At 46.0% G+C, this 21825-nt stretch carries 10 protein-coding genes and 2 pseudogenes; 11 read left to right on the top strand and 1 reads right to left on the bottom strand.

Annotated features, from left to right (window positions below; genetic code table 11):
* The first annotated feature begins 224 nt into the window (after nt 1-224).
* The 10 genes and pseudogenes from PRUB_RS03675 to PRUB_RS03635 all read left to right on the top strand — a co-directional run bounded on the left by PRUB_RS03675 (nt 225) and on the right by PRUB_RS03635 (nt 17644).
* Nucleotides 225-1712: a hypothetical protein gene (locus PRUB_RS03675; RefSeq protein ID WP_010383670.1), complete on the top strand. Its 1488-nt coding sequence runs from the start codon at nt 225-227 to the stop codon at nt 1710-1712.
* Nucleotides 1713-1714: 2 nt separating this feature from the next.
* On the top strand, nt 1715-12970 hold the full coding sequence (locus PRUB_RS03670) for an RHS repeat-associated core domain-containing protein (protein WP_010383669.1): 11256 nt from the start codon (nt 1715-1717) through the stop codon (nt 12968-12970).
* A gap of 432 nt (nt 12971-13402) precedes the next feature.
* A pseudogene (locus PRUB_RS26395) lies at nt 13403-13522 on the top strand (transposase); the annotation flags it as partial.
* A gap of 94 nt (nt 13523-13616) precedes the next feature.
* A pseudogene (locus tag PRUB_RS03665) lies at nt 13617-13844 on the top strand (transposase); the annotation flags it as partial.
* Between the two features lie 143 nt (nt 13845-13987).
* The gene (locus PRUB_RS03660) at nt 13988-14281 is read left to right on the top strand and encodes a hypothetical protein (RefSeq protein WP_010383666.1); all 294 of its coding nucleotides are present in this window, start codon (nt 13988-13990) and stop codon (nt 14279-14281) included.
* Nucleotides 14282-14568: 287 nt separating this feature from the next.
* Entirely contained in the window at nt 14569-15327 is a 759-nt protein-coding gene (locus PRUB_RS03655) for a hypothetical protein (protein ID WP_010383665.1), read from the top strand.
* A 17-nt stretch (nt 15328-15344) separates the two neighbouring features.
* On the top strand, nt 15345-15779 hold the full coding sequence (locus PRUB_RS03650) for a hypothetical protein (protein WP_010383664.1): 435 nt from the start codon (nt 15345-15347) through the stop codon (nt 15777-15779).
* A gap of 14 nt (nt 15780-15793) precedes the next feature.
* The gene (locus PRUB_RS03645; RefSeq protein ID WP_010383663.1) at nt 15794-16036 is read left to right on the top strand and encodes a hypothetical protein; all 243 of its coding nucleotides are present in this window, start codon (nt 15794-15796) and stop codon (nt 16034-16036) included.
* 134 nt (nt 16037-16170) lie between these two features.
* Nucleotides 16171-16872: a hypothetical protein gene (locus PRUB_RS03640; RefSeq protein ID WP_010383662.1), complete on the top strand. Its 702-nt coding sequence runs from the start codon at nt 16171-16173 to the stop codon at nt 16870-16872.
* A 310-nt stretch (nt 16873-17182) separates the two neighbouring features.
* Complete coding sequence (locus PRUB_RS03635) at nt 17183-17644, top strand: hypothetical protein (RefSeq protein ID WP_010383661.1); 462 nt, start codon at nt 17183-17185, stop codon at nt 17642-17644.
* A gap of 273 nt (nt 17645-17917) precedes the next feature.
* Here the strand turns inward: PRUB_RS03635 and PRUB_RS03630 are convergent, their stop codons facing one another.
* Nucleotides 17918-20920: a bifunctional diguanylate cyclase/phosphodiesterase gene (locus PRUB_RS03630; RefSeq protein WP_010383660.1), complete on the bottom strand. Its 3003-nt coding sequence runs from the start codon at nt 20918-20920 to the stop codon at nt 17918-17920.
* A 444-nt stretch (nt 20921-21364) separates the two neighbouring features.
* Here PRUB_RS03630 and mraZ point away from each other — a divergent pair, with 444 nt between their 5' ends.
* Nucleotides 21365-21823 carry a division/cell wall cluster transcriptional repressor MraZ gene (mraZ, locus tag PRUB_RS03625; RefSeq protein WP_040644569.1) on the top strand — a complete coding sequence of 153 codons (459 nt, stop codon included), beginning with the start codon at nt 21365-21367 and terminating at the stop codon, nt 21821-21823.
* The last annotated feature ends 2 nt before the right edge of the window (nt 21824-21825 follow it).

The raw sequence follows: 21825 nt of genomic DNA, 5'->3' as shown, positions 1-21825 counted from the left end.
GCGTTAAGCAGCGCTCTAACTGAATAGTGAAAGGTAAATTCTCACGCAATAGAGATACTTACCTTCACTAAAAATATAATCAAATTTTCAAGTGTATAGCGAGGAATTCTGCACTATGAAAAAGAATGTTGGATTATGAACCTGAGATGAATATTTTATGTGCATAAAATAGTCTATATGGTATACTCCGCGCCGATTTCCCGTTTGAGAAACATAGGTTAAAAATGAACTTTAAAGGACTGCTTTGCTGTTTAGCGCTCTTTTCGCCGCTGTTAAACGCATTTGAGCAAGCTTATACACCAATCAAGGTTGGCAAAACCACAGTTTTTATTCCCATTGAATTGATACCAGAGAATATCGTTCGGCTATCAACTAAACGAACGGGTAATGTCTCTCAGCTGGCATGGACACCGGCTGCGGATGCAGACTACTACGTCGTTGAGCACTATCAGGATGGTCAATGGAGAGTGGTGAATGATAAGGTCCTGACACCTTATACCAGCACAGCTCAAACGGGTCCTTTTCGAATCAAGTCATGCCATCGCCATGGCTGCTCCCCCTGGCAGCAAAATGCCGTTACCGTCGATGCAGACCTCGAAGTTCAGGCATTTTATGCTACGAGCAGTCAGGTTGAAGCCGGAGAGGTGTTTCAGTTGCACTGGTCGCAATCAGGCGCAACTGCGATTTCAGTTACCAAATCGGTTGATCAATATACAAAACCAGCGTTGACAATGAAGTCACCGTCATTCAGATCGCTGTCGCAAAGTATTAATTACGTCACTAAATACACATTAACGGCCTACGGCTTTGGTGGGCAAAGCATTCAGCGCGAGGTTGTTGTCTCTCCGCTCGCTGAGGAACGGACAATAGAACAAGCTTTGCCATCCAATTATCCTCAGCCATTACGTGAGCTGGGACTGGATGTGATAGAGCGAACCATTGTCGAGCATAATGGAAGTCTGTATTTTGCAACCCATGACGATAAGCTATTCAGATATAAAAGTCAGGTGATTCAAAGTGCACAAGGCGAAAAAGACATTACCTGGCAAAAAGAGTGGGCGATCAATACTGCTGGGGTTGTCGCTAATGCTCCGGTGTTTAATGGTGGTTTTGCTTACTTCACTGTCAGTATGATGGGAGAGAAAGGCAAGGCCTGCAAGGTTGATGTAAACCAACCCGGCACACTCAATTGTTCCAATCAATTCGATAGTAACGCTATTGCGGCCCCAATGCTGGTTGATAAGGCTCAGCTTAATACAGCAATATCACAGAGTGAGTCGAGCTTCTTCAATTCCGTATCTGAAGCCAATGAAATACTGGTAAATGGCCTGTATGTCTTTCAGCGAAATGGCACCATCAAAGTGCTAGATACGAACAACCTTAGAACTGAGCTAAAAACCTATATCATGCCGGCACAAGTAAAGAATGTGCTGACTAAGCCCTTACTTATTGGTTCTGTTGAGCTGGTTCGTGCTGCGGCACAATCTACTCAGCTCGCCAAACACGTAACAGAGGCTGTTAATACTGCGGGCTCAGGGCCTCAGCTTATTTACCGTGAAGGCAATAAATTGCTGGGGATTGCATTTCCAAAAAGTACGCCACAGAGTGAATCAGTTACACAGCAAATGTCACGCATGTTAGGTCTGGAAGCGGTACCGTCGACATCGCAGGATAGCCAGACCATGCAGGTAGTTTGGGAAGCGGAGTTATAATAATGAAAAATATAAACAAACTATTGCTCACTTGCATGGCTGTTTGGTCATCGGCTTATTCTGACGATGTTGTTGCCAATCAAGTTGAGACTAACTGCTTCTTAAAAAACGCCTATGAACTGCCTTACAAGCAAAACCTCAAACTGACTCTAACAGGGAATTACGAGGGATATTACTATCCTGAACAAGGCAGTGACTACACGAGTTTTGAAGGTATCAAATCCCTGCATAAAGGGAACAATAAATTATATGGGTGGACTTCACGGATCTTAGCTGAAAGTGAATTACCCAGTGGGTTAAGGCATGCTAAAAAACACTACAGTGTGCCCAGGGTTGTTACTTCGGCGCTTGCTGCCGGGAAATATGATCTCATCGTGCGCATGACAACAGCAGATCATGAAGAAGATGATGATCCATACAGCCAGATACCTACCTATATAGAGTACGATCATGATTGTGTTGTCAAACTCGATATCTTCAATGTTACTGAACCGCAAATCAGCAGCACGAGCCCATCTAGCGATACGTCCATTGTTCAGGATGAGAAGCTTACCGTTAGCTTTACCGCTTATGATGCAGGCACTGACTTCGCTTCATTCAACTTATACCGCAATAACTTACTTATCACGGCTAAAAGCTGTGAAACCTCTCGTGACAAGAAGTCAAAAACATGTTCTAGGTCTTATGATAAAAACACGCTTAATGTGGGTGAGCACACCTTCAAAGCGATTGTAAAGGATAGCCGGGGCTATCAAACCAGTAAGACGCGCAAAATTACTGTACTGGAGAAAAACTCCGCTCCCACTATCAGTGACTTTTCTGTTTCACCAGAGTTTGGCGCGGCCGGGGAAGCGATATCGGTAAGCTTCACTGTAAAAGATGGTGACGCGCAAAGTTATAACAAGTTATCACATGTAACGCTGCAACGAGACAGTCAGGACCCTGTGACGGTTTCGCAACAAGACTGCGCGCTCTCTGGGCTTGGCAGTAAAAGCTGTACGCTGAGTTTTGGCACCATCAGCGGCGATAATGCACAAACCAGTATTACACTGACGGTATACGACAAAAAGGGAGCCAATGCCAGCAACAGCGGCACCGTTGAGTTCGTGCCAGCAGATCTGACAGTTTCTTCAATTACTGTTTCACCAAGCACACCGTTTATTGATGATATCGTGACGATCACAGCTAATGTGAACAGTGGCCTGGATTACCTGGATACATTGCAGTTGTGCGCAAGAAGAGGGGGGAGTTTTACTCAAGATGCCCCTTGCCCATCTAGCTCCATCATCAGTGGTGCTTGTAACAAAGCAAACGGTAGTTGTTCTGCAACGTATAATCTGGGAGGGAGCGCTTCCTCTGCTAACTTCAAAGTCTATGCGGCTAACCGGTTCGGTGATACGGACGAATCTCTACGCACAGTGATGCCTGCGAGTTATTTTGGTGCAGCGCTGCGTGTTAACGTTGGCCCAGGCACCAGTCATATCCTTGGTAAACCAGTGCCATTGGTAGCGCGCATCGGGGCGATTAATAAGGATTCAAAATCGTTAAAGCGGATTGAGCTCAGGTCTGGAAATACGCTGCTGCAGTCCTATTCAGTCAACATAGCACTTTACCGGGATAGAGCTGTAGAACATCATTTTTCGTGGACACCGGGAGTGGTTCGTTCAAATATGCCGGTATCTGCGGTGTTATACGATGATAAGAATCAGTCGGTTTCCACGTCGTCTGTTTATTTAGACATAGTGTATCCGGACACGCCTAAACCAAGGTTGCCCAAGCTTGTTATCAGCCCTGCCGGTTCAGGCACCTATCGGGTTGTGGCAAGCGCGCTGTTAAACACAGAGCAGCTGAACTTTTCAGCCCATGTGAACGGCTCATCCAGAGACGTTTTACCAAATGCAGAGATTAAATCGCCAGGTACTGACGCAGAAGTTGAAGTCGACGTTAGTTATGCCGACCACACTAAAACACTCAGTGTGTGCGTACTTGCGACCAATTATCTGGTGTCAGACGGGCAGCCGATCCCAGGTACAATCAAAGAAGCCGATCGACAAGTCTGTGCAACAGAGTCGATCTCGCATCCAAAGCCAACACCTGATACACCTAAATTCAGCGCACTCAAGTCGCAGGTGGGTGGCCGTTATACCGTAAAGTGGCAGCAGCAAAATGACGGGGCAACGAACTTGTTCAGGCTATACCGCTGGAATGGTCTGCCGATTGATCGCAATTTGTCAAATCTGCTCTACGAGGGCACTGCGAACCAGATAACGATTGAAAAGCCCGAGCAGGGCCACGTAACCTATGAAATTCAAGCTTGTTATGATGGCAGTACGTGTACAGCCGGTCAGCAGTTTACTGTAGAGCATCTGCCTCCTTATATTCAATCTGCGAGTATTGAGGAGTGTGGTGCGAGTCGCTGCTTATATGTAAAAGGGATTGGCTTTTCGCAATCACAAACTTCGCTTCAGGTACAACTGCGCCAAACCGCTGAAACCTACAGTTATTCTAACAATCTGGCTATCCAGCATGACGGATTTAAAGCGTTGGTGTCCGACTATGTCGCCGATAAGTTGATTGACGGTGGTGCCTATTTAAAAGTGAATAACGGTGTCAGTAAAAACGACGCACCTATTTATTCCAGTATTGTCGTTGATGGCTCTGGCTCAGAAAACGGTCCTGATCTGCTTTCGAGAGGGTTTTCATTCAGCGAAAATGGCATTTTGTATGCGGGATCAGAGACTGGTCTGAATGCGTACATAGTGACGGACGACCAAAAGTTCGAGCTGAAGTGGAGCCATAAAACACCGGCTGGCATCGCTGATGCTTCAAAACACAGTGATGTCGTGGCCATGCCGCTTATCAAGAGTAATACCTCGATGGCCCATGGTGGAGTCTATGATGATGTTTACTTTGGTGCGCGAAACAATCGTTTCTATAGCATCCGGCACGATATTACGAATACGAATGAGTCAAGCAAGCGTGTCCAATGGTTGTTTGATACGCGCGGACCCATTGTTGCTCCAGCCCAGTTGACTAAGGTCTATGGAGAAGATACGCCGGTCGTTTATGTCGGCTCTCTGGACGAAGCACTGTATGCTCTGAACGCAGACAACGGTGAGGTCTATTGGCATTATTTATTCCCCGGTTCCGGTGGGGTTGTTGCGCAGCCTCAGGTTTCTGCTGATGGACATGTGTATGTTCAAACTGAGAAAGACGTATACGTAATTAATCCTGGGTTGATAAAACGTAATGCCATGCATTGGCAGGGGTTAGGGGAGCTGGGAGCGTTATTGAACCAACATTTCCCACAGTGGCAAGACTCCATTGAAAATGATGCAAAGTTGTTGCGCCCTGAACAAAGGGATGAAGCTATCTGGACGATCACAGAGCTTATGTTTGTGCTCAGAGATGAGTCTCCAACAAAAGATCAGCTGAATATTCTGAGCTACCTGGTGACTAACGATCTATTGTCCATCGAAGAAGTGGCACGCTTGATTTTAGGCAGTGTTACAGAAGATGGTGTTGCGATTTACAGCAACAGCGCTATGTCAAATGAAGCCTTTACGTTGGCCATGATAGCGAAAGTGAAAAATATCTCCCAACAAGAAGCCAGAACGGTATTGGTGGGCGGGCAAGGTTATGGTTACTGGCAGGGCTTACTTGAACAGGGCATGTCCAGAGCAAACCTTGTTCTTGAGCTGTTGTTTTACCGCAGTGAACAGTATGACCAGCTAACGCTGAAAACACTCAACTATTTTTATGATTTCTGTACAACTAATGAAGCGTGTAGCTACAGTGCGGATGATGATGGTGACGGACTCAGCTTCGAGGCTGAATTGCTGCTGGGAACGGATCCATTCGACAAAGAAGATGGCTTTCAAACACCCGAGATAAATGTGCTTAGTCAGAACTTTGGTAACCTGACTTTAGGGCTTTCAGTGTCAGGCCCGGTTGAATTTTATGACCTTGAAATGAGTGCAAACGGTCAGCCTTATGAGTCTGAATCCAGAGTTACTGCAAGTAGTAGCAGTAAAAAAGCCCCTAATTCAGACAGCACGAACTACAATATGGCCTTGCATAATGGTAACTATAAGTTCCGGGCTCGTGCGTGCATCTCTGTTGCAGTGAATGCCAATACCAAAACCTTCTGTAGCCCGCAATATGCTGAGACCAAGCAGGTCTACATTCAGGATAGTGTGGTACAGTCCGGTATCAATGTTCACCTGCCTGAAGGTACAGCAAAAGAGCCGACGCATGACCGAGAGGCGCTCTTGCAGCACGCACGTCTTACGCCAACGCAAGGTAACTTCAGGGTAACGGAAAACGGCAGTGCCAGTTATACCGTACCGATTGAATTGCCATCCGGTATAGCAGGGGTCGCACCACAAGTAACGCTAAACTACGATTCTCAGGCTGGCAGCTCTAATGTGGCGCTGGGCTGGTCTATTGGAGCGGGTGGCGCAATTTCTCGCTGTCCACAAACGTTTGCACAGGATGGCCAGTTTAAGCCGCTAACCTTCACACAGAGCGACCGCTTCTGTTTGGGTGGACAAAGGCTTATCCCCGCGGATGTGACAGGTGACTTTGATGATTACAACCCCCTGGAGACCTATGTGCTTGAGCTGGATTCTCAGGTCACGGTTGCAAAAATCGGCACCGCAGACAGCATAGAGTTTCTTGTGAAAGCGAAAGACGGCACCCTGAAGCGCTACGGTGGGGCGGCCGACAGTGAAATTCGATTGGGTAACAGAAGCGACAGAACATTAACCTGGTTACTGCATTCTGTGTACGACAACATGCAAGTCGAAGACACTGCCATCAAATATGAATACAGTGACTCTGTCTCTGGTCAGGTGCTGGGTGAAACAGAAAAAGTCCTGACTAAGGTAGCCTACAGTGGTAACAGTGTTGAGTTTAATTATCGAGCCGGTGAGATACGCAGAGCTGGCTACGTCTTTAACGGGCTTATGTCATCTGAGCGTGCCGAGCTGCAAAGCATCACAGTCAAAAACCACTTTGACAGAGTGTTGTCTCACTTTGTATTAGGTACGGAAACAGCCGCAAATGGCCTGCGTTTGCTGACTTCTGTGAAGCAGTGTGATGCTGCTAATGTTTGTAAACTACCGATCCAGTTTAACTATGACGCTTTCTCTGATTCTTTGTCTTACACGTCTAGTGCTAAGGTATACAGTCTGCCTTATCACAGAGAAGGGAAACATGCACTGGCGGCGGTATTAAGTGTCGACAGCGAAGGGGATGGTATACCTGAAATCGCGGTACTCGAGCGTTACGAAGGTAAAGACTACAAGCTATGTTTGCTTAAAGGTGGTGACAGACTCGATGACGCTTCTCGCTTTGCCTGTACGGACTTTGTTCGCGGTGATGATGAGGCAAGTGTTTCTGTTGAGACCTTTGATTACAACAACGATGGAAAGCAAGAGCTGTTCGTCAACATGAAAAAGGACTATGACAGCAACTACGGACGTGACTACTTTGCTGTCTATGAGCTGGTTGGCCAGACCCTGCAACGCGTGGATATCACCGACTTATTTTTGCCATCTGACAGCGCGTCACAGGAAAGAGAGCGTGCACTGTACTTTAAAGAGCCTCAGTTTGCAGACATGAATGGCGATGGGTACAGCGATATTGTCTATAAGCTGGATAGTTCAGAATCCGCCTATGTGCGCCATTATGATCCTGTTAAAAAACAGTTTGCTACACCGTTAGGATTAAAGCTCTTCAGCACTGATGATTGGCTTGGCGCAGTGAGTGAAGAGGATGGAGAGTGGTTCCTGACAGATATGAATGCCGATGGTCTGGCTGATATTGTGTCGTTGAAATGTGCTGGTGGTTCTAAATGTGATGACAAGCAGTCAAACAGTGTCTATGTGTTTTACAACCATGGTATAGAGGGCACAGGCACTAACCAGGTACAGCGTTTCAGAGCAAAATCAATTGTCTCCTCTAAAAAAGTGCGCTCGCTACAGCTTAACGATGCCAATGCTGATGGCCTCGTCGATCTGTTATTTTTGGATGTTAGCGAGTGGGATGAGTACAAAGGCGATCAGACAGGTAGCTGGCAGTTGTGGATCAACAAATCTCAGTCTGAGCCTATGTTTGAGCATAACTTTACGTACGATGTTGATCTTGATTTGAGCGATCGTAGTGAAATCCACAAAGATGTCACTACACCCACAGCCATTGATGTGGACCGAAATGGTAAACCAGACCTGTTCTTCCGGGGCAAGCTAGATACCAACTGGACACATTATGAGTGGTCACCAAAAAACAATACGCTGGAGCAGGTCGACAAGTTTGTGCTTCCAACTGCGACTTTACAGTCTCTGGCTGGTGACTATCTGACAACCTTCGACTTCGACTATGATGGCAACAATGATCTGCTATTCAAAAATGGTGGTTCTATTGAAATCCGCTACGATAACAGCATGCTGCCAACCAGTGGCCTATTGAGGACGGTTACACAAGGGTACGGTAGCGTAACTGCAATTGACTATGCCTCCATGACTGATCCAAGCGTATATGAGGGCAACGTAACCTTGTTTACGCAAGATGAAAACGTAAAACGTTCTGATCTTAAGGTGAGCAAGTATATAGCGCCATTGCAGCTGGTCAGCGAGGTCACAACGGACAGCCCGAACAGTAATAATGTTGGTACGGTTTCTGTCGATTACTTTTATGAAGGTGCACGGGCGCAATTTGGTGGGCGCGGTATGCTGGGCTTTCAGTCTCTGACTACAACCACCTATAAACAAGAACAGCTGACAGATGAACAATATGCCATTGTTACAACAACGCGTTATTTGCAGCACTTCCCGTTCACAGGCATGCCTTTATCGACTGACAAATACTTCAAAAAAGCGGGCGAAGCGGATTCGATTATTTCAACAAACCGATATCTGAGCCGGGCTTACAATACATACAAGTATGTTGAAATCGAACATCGTGGTGGTAAGGCGTATCAGGCCCTGCTGCAAAATGCCCGTGAATGTGATGCGCGATTAAATAGCAATTATACAATCAGTGGTTATGGATGTAGTGAAACGGACATGACCTATGATGAGGATAACAATGCGAATCTGATCGAGTCTGTTGTCACTAAATTCAATGTCAGTGCTGCGGGTAGTCATACTTTCGTTCGTTCTGGTAGTGGTGGAACAGCACTGTCTAAAGTCACCACCACCAATGAATATACCGGCACGGCACAAGCCAAACGCTTTGGCCGGATCACTAAGGCAACAGCAACACATGCGGATGGTAGCGGTAATAACGGCATTAGCAAGACATCAGCGTTTGTGTATTACGGTGCAAGTGACACACATCCGTACATGCTTAAGCAGGAAATCATTGCCCCGGGCGGGAGCTGTGATGCGCAATTGACCAAAACGTATGTCTATGATGACGTGGGGAATATCAAACGTACTGAGACAAGTAACGACAGTGATCAATGTGCGATTGAAGACAAGCAAACGCGAGTGACCGAGCATGTGTATGATGCGGATGGTCGTTACCTGCGTTATAGCTTGCAAAATGTGGATGCCGCTCCCGCTGACTTGAGTGCCGGGCTGGAAAACTCAGGCGCTCTGGTAGCAAAAAGTGCAGAAATCCTGGTCCGTAACGGACATGGTGCACCGACTCGTATTCTTTCTCCGGGCGGGGTATATACCTATAAGCTGTATGATACGTTTGGCAGTGCCATTGGCCAGTATCAGACGACTGGTGCGCATAGTTATACTTATCTGAGTGAATGTACTGAGCTCCAGTGTTCAGTGAAGTCACAGCGTTACGTTAACGGTGAGTTGCTCGAAACACAGTATCTGGATAAAGCCGGCAGACCTTATAAATCGATTGTACCCAGTGTGAAAGGTAGCACACTGGAAATGAAGAACTTCTATGACAAATACGGCAGATTGCTTCACACTGAGGCCCATAAGGCTGAGCCGGTAAAAACCTACCATGATATTTTTGATCGGGTTCAGAAAGTCGTAGATGAAAACTCCGGCATGACAACGGCAACGACGTTCAATGGGTTGGAATCGACAACCACGATCCGTGGTCATATTGGCGATGAATCTGATGCTTCACAATCGACGACGACGACCAAGAATACACTGGGTCAGGTCGTTCAGGTCACTGACAGTATGGGTAACACGCTTACCTATACTTATGATGTGATGGGCAATCAGGATACCGTTTCTTCGTCAGCGGATAATGGTCGTGTCCTGGTAGACAATGAGTACAATGCGCTTGGTCGCAGAATTGAGCTGAAAGATGCTGACAGAGGCACCTGGACATACACGTATAATGCGTTCGGTGAGCTTACAAGCCAGACTGATGCGCGTAAGGTCACTCAGTACTTTACCTATGATTTACTGGGTCGTAAAACACATCAGAGTCAGGTACTAGGGGCGGAGCCCGGCGGTAAGGACAGTGCGGCTTATCTGCAAACTGAACGACTTTCAGAAGGGGACAGCGTCTGGGAATACGGTCAAAGCCCCGCTAATGTGCATCAGTTAATTTCTGCTTCTCAGGGGCAGGACTGGCGTCAGTTTTATTTCTACGATAATTTTGGCCGCGCGGTTGCGACCCTGACATCGCTCGAGCGCGCAAGTGCTTGTGATAAAAACGATGTTGAGCTGGATACCAACCACTATGATTTACGTATCAAAGTATCAGATCCGGACAACTTACCGGCTATAGCTGATCCTTTAACTTCATTGTGTGTCATTCAGCAGCAAGCCTATGATGCTCATGGCAGACTAGCCTTCCAGTTTGATGACTACCGCCGTATGAATAACGGTGGGGAAGACAAATATATTGAAGCCAGAGGTGTGAAAAATACCTATCAATATGGTCAGTTGTTTGAGCGAAGGGAAGCTCGTGAAGGAAGCAGAGGACGTATCTACTACCAGGTTAAGTCCTTAAATACACGCGGACAGGTGAGCCAGTACATCAAAGGTGGTAAGACGATGGCAATCACCTATGACCCTGTTACCGGAGATCTGACTCATATTTCAGGTGAAGGAGAGCTTGAGGCCGTCCAGTCAGACAGTTATGCCTTTGATGGTCTGGGTAACCTGATCAATCGCACCCTGACCGGGTTTGAGCTGGAAACGTTTGGCTATGATGATCTCAATCGGGTGACGCATATCAATGGTACACAACAGTTTGAATACGATAGCAATGGTAACCTCACAAAAATAGGGAAATGGCATCAGCAATACGGGCAACATGGTGCAGCCCTCCATGCGCTAACTTCCAGAAGTAACTTTGTGAGTGATGATGGTAATGGCGTGCCTATCATTCTTCCGCCACCACCTCCAAAGTTTGATACCTGGGGTAGTGAGGAAGCAAAGAGTCCGTTGATGGAGAATCGTTTTTCTGCCTCGCTTAGTAGTGCCAGTGTGAGTGATGATGTACGTGTAACAGAGTCTTATTTCTACGATGCTAACGGTAACCAGACGCGCATGAAGCGTGGTTTATCCACGATAAGGACCCTGAAATACAGCACCCGTAACAAAGTGAAGGAAATCGAAGGCCGTAATGAAACCGTGATCTTCGACTACGACATTAACAACCGCCGCTATAAGCGGGTGGATGGCAATCAGACTGTTTACTATGTGGGTGCGCTGGAGTTAACGACCAAATCGGGCAATGACAAGCAGGCTTACATTAAGCGTTATGTGGGTAATGACGCGACGATAAAGTACACCTCGGGCGATGAACAAGCTCAGGGAAGCACGATACAGTGGCTGTTTACAGACCATCAGGGATCGATTGTGGCCATTACTGATCAGTATTTTAATGTTGTAAAGCGGATGAGCTACGACGTGTTTGGCCAGTTGCGTACCTCAGAATCTGAAACGGAAAAAGCTGCGAAGGCGGTTGGGTTGCACCCTGATCTGGCGTTCCTGTTTGATATTTCTGACAACACCCGCGGTTATACCGGCCATGAGCCAGTCTCGGTTGACGGTGAAAGCCGCATCATACATATGAATGGTCGTATTTATGACGCACTCACCGGGCGTTTTATGCAGCCGGATCCAATTACGCAGGCACCGGGCAATTTGCAAAACTACAATACCTTTAGTTATGTGTATAACAATCCGCTGTCTTACACCGACCCGAGTGGTTATGTTATTAAGCCACTGAAAAAGCTGACGCGAAATATCATTCGTGCTTCTGCTAAGGTGTTTGGTAAAGATTTAACGCATATTGCGGGTTCTGTTGCATCGGCATTCTGCGGGCCAGGTGCACCAGCCTGTTCAGCAGCTTGGAACTATGAATATAACCGGGCGATGGGCGTCCCATCTGAATATGCCAGAGAGTCTGCTTATATTGCCTATATGAGCGCGACTGTATTGAATGCAATTGGCTCCAACTTCTCTAAGATGGGAGCACAAAACGTAGATGACGTGGTCTTTAATGGTGCTCAATATTCTAATTACATCGACTTTGGTGGAAATTTACTGACATCCGGTCAGGTTGCAGGTCAAATCACGGCACATGCTATGATTGGAGGGATATCTTCCGTCATGGCAGGCGGTAAATTTGGCCATGGTTTCTTTAGTGCTGGCGTAACGAAAGGAGCTGGTGGCGCTTACTTGCCAGGGGGCAGTGATCTGACAGTTGGTCAGGTTGCACAGGGCACCGTTATTTCAGCTGTTATTGGCGGCACTGCGTCCGTTGTGTCAGGTGGCAAGTTCTCTAATGGTGCGCGTTTTGCTGCTATGCAGTACTTGTATAATCAGGCTAAAGACGTGGATTACGGAAAAATCTGGGATGATGCTACTCGTACGTTGGGAGAGTATTGGAGTGGCGTGTATGAGCAAGAGTATAAGGCTGCTCAAGAAGTTTTAGGTACTGAAAACCTTCACAGGCTATCTCAAGGAGCGGCAGGAGTTGCTGAAATAACTGGTGCGGTTGCCATTTGTGGCTCGACTAGTGGGATAGGTTGTGCTGCTGGAGGGGGTCTTATGTTTATGCATGGCGCGTCTAATCTGTATGAAGCTATGAGTGGACGTAATCCAATGGCGCATGCATACGGTGGTTTTGGAGCAGACCCTGAGTTTGGAAAAAAGGCATTTATCATTATTGATGCAGGCATGGCAGGAGCAAGTGGTGTGAACACTCTTCGTATTGGAACTCCATATTCACCAGCCGGCTCCCTGAATCGTGCAGAAAAACTGTGGATCGGTAATGATGCTTACCAGGTCTATAAAGGTGTGTTTGGTAACTAAAGAGGTTTTAATGATCTTAGATTTTTTCATATTTTTGTATTTAGTTTTCTGCGCAGTCCTTTGGCAAGTTGACATAACGCGTTCAAAATTAATCAATAGAATATTTGAGGGTGTACAGATTTCTGGAATACTAATCGCTTTGAGTTTCACTGGGATATATTTTTTCTCAGGTCAGCTAATTAAGTTGATAGCTATTTTACCTTTTACTATTTATCTACAATCAAAGTTTAAGAAGTTCAAGCAAGAAGACTAGTCAAAAAAAGCTGAATGGATATATATGGACGTTCCAGCGATTTCAAGCCGAGTAGGCCTGTGTGGAAAGTTACATGGAGGAAAGTTGGGAAAGTTACATGGACAGCCACCTAAAATTGGCGTACAAAATGTACGCCGTCTACCTTTAGACAATACTCAATGGATTGAGGATGCTAGATTATGCCAATGGCAAGGAAGAAGCAGGTCAGCTTATCAGATACTAAGTACTACCACTGTATATCCCGGTGTGTTCGCCGGGCATTTCTATGCGGTAAAGACCGTGTCACGGGCAAGTCTTATGTGTGAAGTTACATGGACAGCCACCTAAAATTGGCGTACAAAATGTACGCCGTCTACCTTTAGACAATACTCAATGGATTGAGGATGCTAGATTATGCCAATGGCAAGGAAGAGACAGGTCAGCTTATCAGACACTAAGTACTACCACTGTATATCCCGGTGTGTTCGTCGGGCATTTCTGTGCGGCAAAGACCGCGTCACGGGCAAGTCTTATGAACATCGGCGAGATTGGGTTGAGGAAAAATTGCAGACCCTTGCGAAGGTGTTTTGCATTGATGTGTGTGGCTATGCCGTTATGAGCAATCACACGCATATTGTGTTGTAAGAGTTATATGGACAGTCACCTAAAATTGGCGTGCGGATTGTACGCTATGTTTTGCGTCCTTGGAGGATGTCACTTAAAACTATATCTAAATTATACTAAGAGTCCCTGGGGCTTGTTAAAGGTGGTGCAGGAGTTAAGGTTTGACAGATTTAATATTTTTTATAAGTTTCTTTTTTGTAATGGGCATATCGATAAGGGGCTATTTTCTGGCTAGTAGGCTGAGGGATGAGCTGGATATAGAAAAGGGCACAATGGAGCTTTATTATTTGATTAACTCAGAAGCATTGGGTAACTCCAAGCAATCATTCCTCAAGCTTGATAGTAGCAAAAAACTGGCTTTATACCGCTCTTGTATAAAAAACACGAGGCTTTCCATGGTTGTTATATTTTCTTGCACACTTTTCGTAATGCTCGCAGAGGCTGGTGGTTGGTAGTTGAGTGGTTTTACCTTCATTGCAAGTGTGAGATTTCCCCTTATCTGTGGGCGCTTTTAAGATTTAAAACTAAAAGTATTGTAACCGTACCACTGTGATTATGTTGCAACCATTGGGCTTTCGTGTGGAGCTTAATCGTGGAGCATGGCTTTTATTTACAACAAGGTTCGCATTGTGCTCAGTTGCCTGATTTCAGATAACAAGTGTGACATTTATGGGGTACATAGAAGAGGGAGCCATTGCTGAAAGTGATATGCTCTTTTTATTGAGACAAAAAGGAATAAGCTGTGCAGTTTGGGTTTTTAATGCGTACTTTGGGTGATGACATGATTAGAACAGGAATGAGTTATAGGGGCTTTTTTACCCCTGCTGTTTTTTATATCGTATGTTCTTTATTCGTGCTTCATGTACATGCGTTTGATTTGAATGTTTCGATTCCTTCAAAAACGTTTTGTCAGAAACTGGAAGAAGGTGGGGCTATGAATCAGAAGGAGCCTGATTTAAACCGGCCACACATGAATGATCTTTTTATAAGTCAATTGAATACATTTGGTAGGTGCCTATATAAAAAAGGAAAAGAAAAGGAGGCGATTGAGTTTTGGCTACTTGCGTCGTCTTATGGCTCTGAACATGGCGCTGAGCTTGCCGGTAGTTACTTGTTTAATCATGCCAGCAGCGCGACAGAGCTATTGTCGGCGATGTCAATTCTGAGAGGGGTGGGCCAGTCAAACACAAAGGCGCTCAATCGGTTTCATATTCAATCAGCGCTGGCGATACTAAAAGGTGAGTATCTTAATAAAAGTAATAAACAGGCACTGTACAACCTTTACACTGCGATGAAAAATGGCTCTGCTGAAGCCGCCTATCTTATTGCATACTTTAAAGAGACAGGGATTTTTCCAAATAAAAACAAGCAATACTCAGAAGAGTATTGGATAGCGATCGGAGACAAGTTACTTGGGGAGCCTGCATATAAAGTGTTTACCCATGAGGCGATATTGAGTGATTTGTATGGGGCGTCACTAAGGCAGCTATTAGAGAAATAGGGCAAAGGCCGTTTGTAATGTTATTAAAAGATAAATTAACGCTGATAGGCCTGGCATTTGGGGCAATTGCTATGATTGTATATTGGGGCTTTATAGAAAGTAGAGAGCCTGTTTCTGCCACTGGTACGCTGCAGCAATATGAGTGCAGGTATTTTGGGGGGAAGGGTAAAAAGTTTATACATGAGTTTCTAATAGAAGGGGATGAATATACCTTTACTTCCAAAGCAGCTTGTGAAAACTTTTCTAAGCCGATAGTTGGAAATCAATATAGCTTTTATTATTTTGAGAGGTTGCAGGGAGCATCGGACATTGTTTTCTTTGAGAGTGTGATATCTAAAGCGCAGGGAGAGAAGGAAATTGGACGGTCCAAACAAGCAATCGTGCTTATGGCTCTGATGTTTACTGTCTTATTTTGTGTAAAGCTCTGTAAAGTGAAAGCGGGAGCCGAGTAGGCAAGAGCGGTGAAATGATGTTAGATTTTTTTATCTTTTTGTACTTACTCATTTGTACAACACTCTGGTTTGTGGATGTCACACGTTTTCATTTCATTCAGCGCAGCTTTGAAGGTATCCAAATTGCCGGTATATTAATTTCGGTGAGCTTTTCCGGGATATACTTTTTCTCAGGTCAGTTTGTTAAGTTGATACTTATCTTACCTTTTTCCATCTATTTGCAATCTAAATTTAAGAAGTTCAAGCAGGTCAGCTAAAAGTCAGTAACTCAATGGTGCACATTGATGTCCTTATTGAAGTCTGTGTTAGATATATAACGACTGTGCCTGAAAAACTGATATGTTTTGGGAGCCCAAAGGAGCTTACTGGATAAGTTATTAGGAATTGAGATATGAAGCTTATTTTTGCTGTTTTGCTTTTATTCGTTGTCCTTGCATCGAAAGTAGTTAATGCAACCAGTTTCGAGGGTGATATTTTGACACCTACAAAAGAGGTGTGTGATAAGTTCATTGAAGAGGGAGTTAAGCAAAGAGAACCAGATTTATCCAGGCCCTATGCCGATTCGCTTTTTGTAAGCCAGCTAGATACTGTTGCACGCTGTTTGTATAAAAGGGGTCGTTCTAAACTTGCGATAGAGTTTTGGCTGCTGGCGTCTTCTTATGGCTCGACTTCGGGTGGAGAGCTTGGTGGCGTATTATTAATTGTACATGCGGAAACTGCGCTTCAGATGCATTCAGGTGTGGCCTTGTTGCGTCAAACAGCTGAGCATAGTGCTCAGGTGATGAACCGATACCATGTTCTTCGAGCGCTGGCGTTATTACAGGGAAAATTTGAAAAGAGAAACAGGAAGCTGGCGCTTAAAAATCTGGTGGATGCCTGGAAAGCGGGCTCTGCTCAGGCCACCTATTTAATTGCCTACTTCATTGACACAGGGATTTATAAAAAGAGTGAAAAACTGTCGAGTGCATACTGGAAGAAAGAGGGGGATAAACTGAGTGGAAATATTGGTTATGACCACTTTATTGAGAATGCGCTTTTGAGTGATGTATATGGGCCCCTTCTTAAGGGAATTAGAAACGGGCAATTCGATTAATAATTGATATTTGCTGTAGCACCCGCCCATGTTTCACTGTGGGGAGGGGTAACTGCTTGTTGCGATTGTCTTTAACGGTTGGTGGCCATAAACACAGCAGTTTTGACTGTGTCACTAGTCGACACGCTAAAGTGATTAGGTTTATCTGTAGTAAAATTAATCGGGTGTTCCATCGCTTTTGCCGATAAAGTATCGACAGTGCGCTCTGTTTATCAAAATCTGTCTAATCATAGAAATTAATCCAATACAAACCTGAGGTCTTGCTTGGGTGGCTTAGATAAACAGCGGGTTAGATAGAGGAGTCTTGGGTTTGGTACAGATTGATAAAATAAACTTGGGTAAAGTGCTTCAGTCTTTATTGTTGGTGTTTTTGTTATGTTTTTTTATACCTGCTGCAAATAACTTTTCAGTCAAGAGTATAAATGAAGGTAACTATTACTCCGAAAATTACACTAGGGTAATGGAAAAGGGGTATGCCACCGAGCTGGAAATGAAATTCCTCGAGGAAATGGAAGAAAAGTACCTGGCAGACTCAGAGCTAAGAAATAGTATGAGAGCCGAATATTATTCGATTCTGATTTTTAGTTTATTTTGTTTATGCTCGATAGTGTTTTTTCTTGGTTTGAAAAATATTTTAAATTTACCTTTTTATGTTTTTTCTACAATTTCAGTCTTGGCTATTTTGCTGTCATCTTCTAGTTTTGGTCAGGGAATAATATGGTCTATTTGCGTTTGTTTTAGTTTTGCTTTTTCTCAGGTGAGGAAAAATTAGTCTATTCTAAGGCGGCGACTGTTATTATGTGCGTGATTTGACTTGTCAGTTACTCATAATCGCAAGTCATTTCAGATTGTGGACTATGCTTCATGACGGTGAACAGTCCACAATGTTTGATGGATGAGAGCCCGTGCAGTGGTTGAATTTTGCAGGATCTGCTGTCAATAAAACTCCATGCTTTAGGCTGTGTTACGCCGCTAGGCAGCACTCATATTCCTTCCCCATTAATTCTCACGGGTAAACTTTAAAGTGGGTCAAAGTCGTGCTTCTTTATTGCCGCTGCTGTGACTTTTCTAACAGCAAAGCCTCTAAATCTGCCTGACTCATAGGTTTGGCATAAAAATACCCCTGGCCAAAGTCACAGCCTGCCTGCTTGAGCAGTTCATGTTGCGTGGCGGTTTCTATTCCCTCAGCAATCACTCTGAGCCCCAGCTGGTGTGCCATCATGATCATGGTTTCACACAGCACCAGGTCGTCTTCGTTGTGTTCTATGCCGTCAACAAAGCGTTTGTCTATCTTGATAAAGTCGGTGTCCATTTGCTTGAGATAAGCCAGGGAGGAATAACCAGTTCCAAAGTCGTCCAACGCAATTGAAAAACCTTGCTGGATCAGCTGACCAAGTCGAGCCTGACTGCGGCCTTCTCCCTGCATCATCAGGCCCTCTGTGATCTCAATGACGACATCTTCGGGCTGCAAATCAGCGTCGTTAAGCTGATCCTGCCATTTCAGTAAGCTGGTATGCTTAGCGTTGAATTGCACCGGCGATACATTCAGGCTGATCTGAAAGGCACCGTGTTGCTGCTGCAAGTGACTGAGTGTCTGCAGAGTTTGCTGGAAGGCAAACTCGCCGAGTTGATGGATCAGCTGGGTTTCTTCCGCCAGCGGAATAAAATGTCCCGGGCTGATCATGCCTTTGTCGGGATGTTGCCAGCGGATCAACGCTTCGGCTTTGTGGATCTGCTGATTGTGCATGGTCACAATTGGCTGATAGTACATTACAAACTGTGCGTCGGATAAGGCCTGACGCATGTCTCTGAGCATCAGTAGGCGTTGTTCGCTCTGTTGGCGTAAGGCGGAGTCGAAACAGGCATAACCATTACGACCCAGAGCTTTCGCCCGATACATGGCCTGATCTGCGGCCTTCAGCAGCAGCTCACTGCTATCGCCGTCTCTGGGGCTGAGCGCAATACCTATACTGGCGCCTATGTGACAGTGCTCACCGTCGAGGGTAAAGTCTTGCTTAAACAAGTTGAGCACGCGCTCTGCCAGCGCAATGGCATCGTTTTCAGTACGGCAGTGTTCACAGATAATGACAAATTCATCGCCTCCGATCCGTGACAAGGTCACGCCGGGTTGCTCCAGTGATTGTAATACTTTAGCAACCTGGGCAAGTAACTGATCGCCATAATAGTGCCCCAAAGTGTCGTTTATATCCTTAAAGTGATCGAGATCCAGTAACAGGATGGCCAGCGATGTATCGGGTGTTGCAAGCAAAGTATTAAGGTGTTTTTTCAGGCTGTTTCGATTGGGGAGATCGGTCAGCGAGTCATAGTGACTTTGTCGCCAAAGTTGCTCATCTTTCAGCTTGTTGTCGGTAATATCCGTAAAAATGGCCACTCTGCGATAGGGCGAACCTTGCTCATCATAAACCGTATCTATGGTGAGCCATTCCGTATACAGTTCGCCATTTTTGCGTTGGTTAACTATCTCACCCTGCCAGCGACCTGTTTCGTTGAGGCCGTGCCACATCTGGCGATAAAAAGCGCGATCATGTTTACCTGAGTTGAGAATTGCGGTGGTTTTTCCAATCGCTTCCTGCGCAGAGAATCCGGTCACGGTCTCAAATGCCAGATTCACATCCAGGATGTAGCCATGGGCATCGGTGATGACCATGCCTTCACTGGAGTTGTTATACACCAGCGCTGCCAGGTTGAGTGCTTCTTCCTGGCGCTTACGGTGGCTGATATCACGGATCACGATAACGGCCTCTTCACCGTGGTTCATACCCTGAACACGTACTTCATACCCTTGCTGGTTGTCACCCTGGGTGTATTCCAGCAACAGATGCGGTTGATCTTTGAGGAGTGTCAGCGCAACCCGGATCCGTTTATGGATATGATTCGGAAATAGCTCGCTCAGTGTATTGCCTTGTTGTACCAGGGAACCATGTTTTGCGAGTACCTGGCCTTGTGAATCAACCCGTAAATAACTGTCGGGCAGTGCCGAGAGCAGCGTTTGCAGTTCGGTGTGTTTATGGCTTAACTGTTGCTCGGTGTGCAGGCGCACTTTGGCCATGCTTTCAAAGTGTTCACCCAGCTTTGCCAGTTCCTGCGGCATAGTATGACTGGTGAGGTCGACTGAACGCCCCTGTCCCAGTGCTGCGATGGCTTGTCTGAACTGGGTCAATGGTTGTAACAGGGTTTTGTGCAGGCGATGACGAGCCAGCCAGATAAGCAGGCATAACAACACAAAAAAGCTGCTCAGGACCAGCGCAAAGTGGCGTTGTGTTTGTTGCCACGCGGCTTCAAACGGAAATGCAAAATAGATGGTCAGTTCGCCGCGCGCGGCGAGTAAAGGCAGCCGAATATAGACATGGTGGTGGCCATTAGCATCACTCAGCAGCACCGCCTGTTCATTCAGGCCATCAGGCCAGTCTTCGGCAACGGCTCTGCCCAGTGGTTCATTGCTGTAGGGGTATTCGGCGACAATGGCACGGGTGTGGTCGGCAACCATCACGCGGGTGCCCTGGGGCAGCGTCAACCTGGACAGTGACCGGCTCCAGTGCGATAGACGTTTTACTGCAATGATCACCATCGCGAGCTGACCATCCTGATAAACCGGGTGGGCAAAGTTCAGTGTGGCAGTGTTGATACTTCTGTCATGCTGATACTCACCAATGCTAAAGGTTCCTTCATCGATCGCCTGCTGAAAATAGGGGCGATCAGCGATCGAAATGGGACCCGATATCTTTGACAAAGAACAGGTGACGGTGCCATCGGGTGTTGCCAGGCCAAAGTTAGCGAAGCTGGGCGACAGGTGCTGTGCACTCGACAGCAACTGTGGGCAAAGGCCGCGTTGGTGTTGCAGATTTTTGGGCTGATAAGCAAGTTGTTGCAGCAGTCGGCGTGTTGCGGCGATTTCGGCATGTTGCAGGGTGGCAACCTGATTGGCATACATCAGGGCTTGCTGCTCTTGTAGTTGCAGCATATTGCTGCGTTGTGCGAACAGCAACGCCAGGATCAGCAAAAGACCAGGCAAACTGAGCACTAGCATCAATCGGTAAAATCGCTGTTTTATTGATATTTCTTTAATAATAAAAACTCGCCTGGGTTTGAGGTGGCGGCATGATACAAGCGCACGGCGCTTTAACCAACCCGTTTAAGCTAAATACTAGTCGAGAGTTATTAATTTTTCGGCCTTTTGGTAACACCATCGTGCCTAAAAACGTCATGAATGAAATATTCTTTAGTAATCAAAAAAGGGACGTTTTTGTGTGCAAAGATCCCAGATTATTTGTCTGCCCACATTTTCCCACCGATTTCATAGAGTTCCGCAAAACCCGCGATTTTTCTGGCCTGTAGGCGAGTTAAGCCGTGTGATCCAACTTGACAAAAAGGCTTGTCAAGCCCTAGACTGTCATCCTGTGGGAAAATGTGGGTTAGAGTGGATCAAATTGGATCAAAGATTAGCTTATCGCAACAGGCCAAGCGGGTAGTTATGTTCCGCGGCGCAAACTCTCTGAGTCTCGATGACAAAGGGCGCTTTTCGATACCTACCCGGTATCGCCAGCCGCTGTTGTCTGAAGAACAGGGCGCCGTGATCTGTACTATTGCGATCAACGAACCATGCCTGTGGCTCTATCCGCTGTCTGAATGGCGCGAAATAGAATCCCGATTACAGCGGCTATCCAATACTAACCCCAGAGTCAGACGCTGGCAGCGCATGTTGTTAGGACATGCAGAAGAATATCAGCTGGACAAAAATGGCCGTATTTTACTGGCGCCCACGTTGCGTGCCCATGCTGGTCTTGGCAAAAAGCTGATGCTGGTGGGATTGCTCAACAAATTTGAGATTTGGGATGAAGCACGCTGGTATGAGCAAATGCAGGCCGATACCGAGATAGAGCGCAGTGGTGACGTGGAAGCGTGCCCTGAGCTGGACGACTTTTCTTTATAACT

It is taken from the genome of Pseudoalteromonas rubra, assembly GCF_000238295.3.
GTDB classification, from domain to species: domain Bacteria; phylum Pseudomonadota; class Gammaproteobacteria; order Enterobacterales; family Alteromonadaceae; genus Pseudoalteromonas; species Pseudoalteromonas rubra.
The sequence above is the reverse complement of the archived record's forward strand: the minus strand, read 5'-3'. Positions and strand labels throughout refer to the sequence as shown.